Source organism: Micromonospora sp. RV43, from assembly GCF_001029515.1.
Lineage (GTDB): Bacteria > Actinomycetota > Actinomycetes > Mycobacteriales > Micromonosporaceae > Micromonospora > Micromonospora aurantiaca.
Genome location: NZ_LEKG01000367.1, coordinates 1 through 1,167 on the forward strand (window position 1 = coordinate 1; position 1,167 = coordinate 1,167).

Genomic DNA, 1,167 nt, shown 5'->3' on the forward strand with positions numbered 1-1,167 from the left:
TACAGATCTTGAATGGTCAGGTTGTGTCGGGTTCGAGGGTCAGTCCGGTGTGAGCGAGGAACCCGTCGAGTAGGTCGGTGCGGTACTGGATGCTCTTGAGTCGGTTCTTGATGATCGCCTGGAGGTGGTCGACGCCGGTGACGGCGAGGTTGCCGATGCTGCGTTTGAGGAGGGACCACACGGCTTCGGTCGGGTTCAGGTCCGGGGCGTAGGCCGGTAGCCGGATGACGGTCAGCCAGTCCCGGGCGTCGATCATGGCGCGCATGGCGGCGCTGATGTGTGTGTTCAGGTTGTCCCAGATCAGCACGATCGGACCGTCGAGCTGCTGGTGGGCGGCATCCAGCAGGGCGATGTAGTCGCGCTCGCTGAAGCTGCGCCGCTCGTTCTTGCGGCCACGATGGGTGATCGTGCGGTAGATCAGTCGAGATCGCTGCCCGGGCCGGTAACAGGTCAGCCCGGCGATCGAGACGCGACCGGAGCCCTTGCCGGAAACCGGGACCACGGGGGTGTGGCCGCGTCGTCCCCAGGTCCGCGCCTTTGGTGGGCGCAGCGTCTGGCCGGCCTCGTCTTCGAAGACCAGCCACGCCTGCCGCTGCGCCGCTACCGTTTTCCCGCCGGCCACGTCTCCCGCCGCCACGTGATGATCGCGGCTTCGTCACGCTCGACCGCGCGGTGTGTGGGGACCTGCACCGACCAGCCCAGCCGGTACATGATGTTCGCCGCGCCGCGCAGTGTGTACCGGGTGCGGAACATCCGCGCGATCAGGTCCGACACCCGGGCCAGGGTCCACCGCTGATCACTACCGAAGCCGTGCGCCGCCGGCCCTTCCTCCAGGGCGTCGGCCAGCCGCCGCAGCCGGCCCTCATCCAGCCGGCACCGAGACCCACCAGGCCCCTTCGACGCCAGGGCCTGTTCACCGCCGGCCCGCCACCGCTTACGCCACCCGTACACCGCGGTCTGCGACACCCGCAGCCGACGCGCGATCTCCGGCACCGACACATCCTCGGCGAACCACCCCGCCGCCTGCCGTCGTACCTCCTCGCGCTTCGCCCGCCCCCGCGCGGACAACCCACCTCCATCGGGATACCTCATCCCATCGATCTACCCCCGCCCAAGATCATCACGCAAACCACATAGGACGAACCTGACTATTCAAGATCTGTAGCC

2 protein-coding genes are annotated in these 1,167 nt (G+C 67.9%); both read right to left on the reverse strand.

Annotated elements, in window-relative coordinates; all coding sequences use genetic code 11:
• Positions 1–16: 16 nt before the first annotated feature.
• A complete protein-coding gene (locus ABD52_RS37235) occupies positions 17–637 on the reverse strand; it encodes an IS630 family transposase (RefSeq protein WP_235437694.1) in 621 nt (206 codons plus the stop codon).
• On the reverse strand, positions 601–1,068 hold the full coding sequence (locus ABD52_RS37240; RefSeq protein ID WP_235437695.1) for a winged helix-turn-helix domain-containing protein: 468 nt from the start codon (positions 1,066–1,068) through the stop codon (positions 601–603). Before ABD52_RS37240 ends, ABD52_RS37235 begins: the two co-directional genes overlap by 37 nt.
• Positions 1,069–1,167 lie beyond the last annotated feature (99 nt).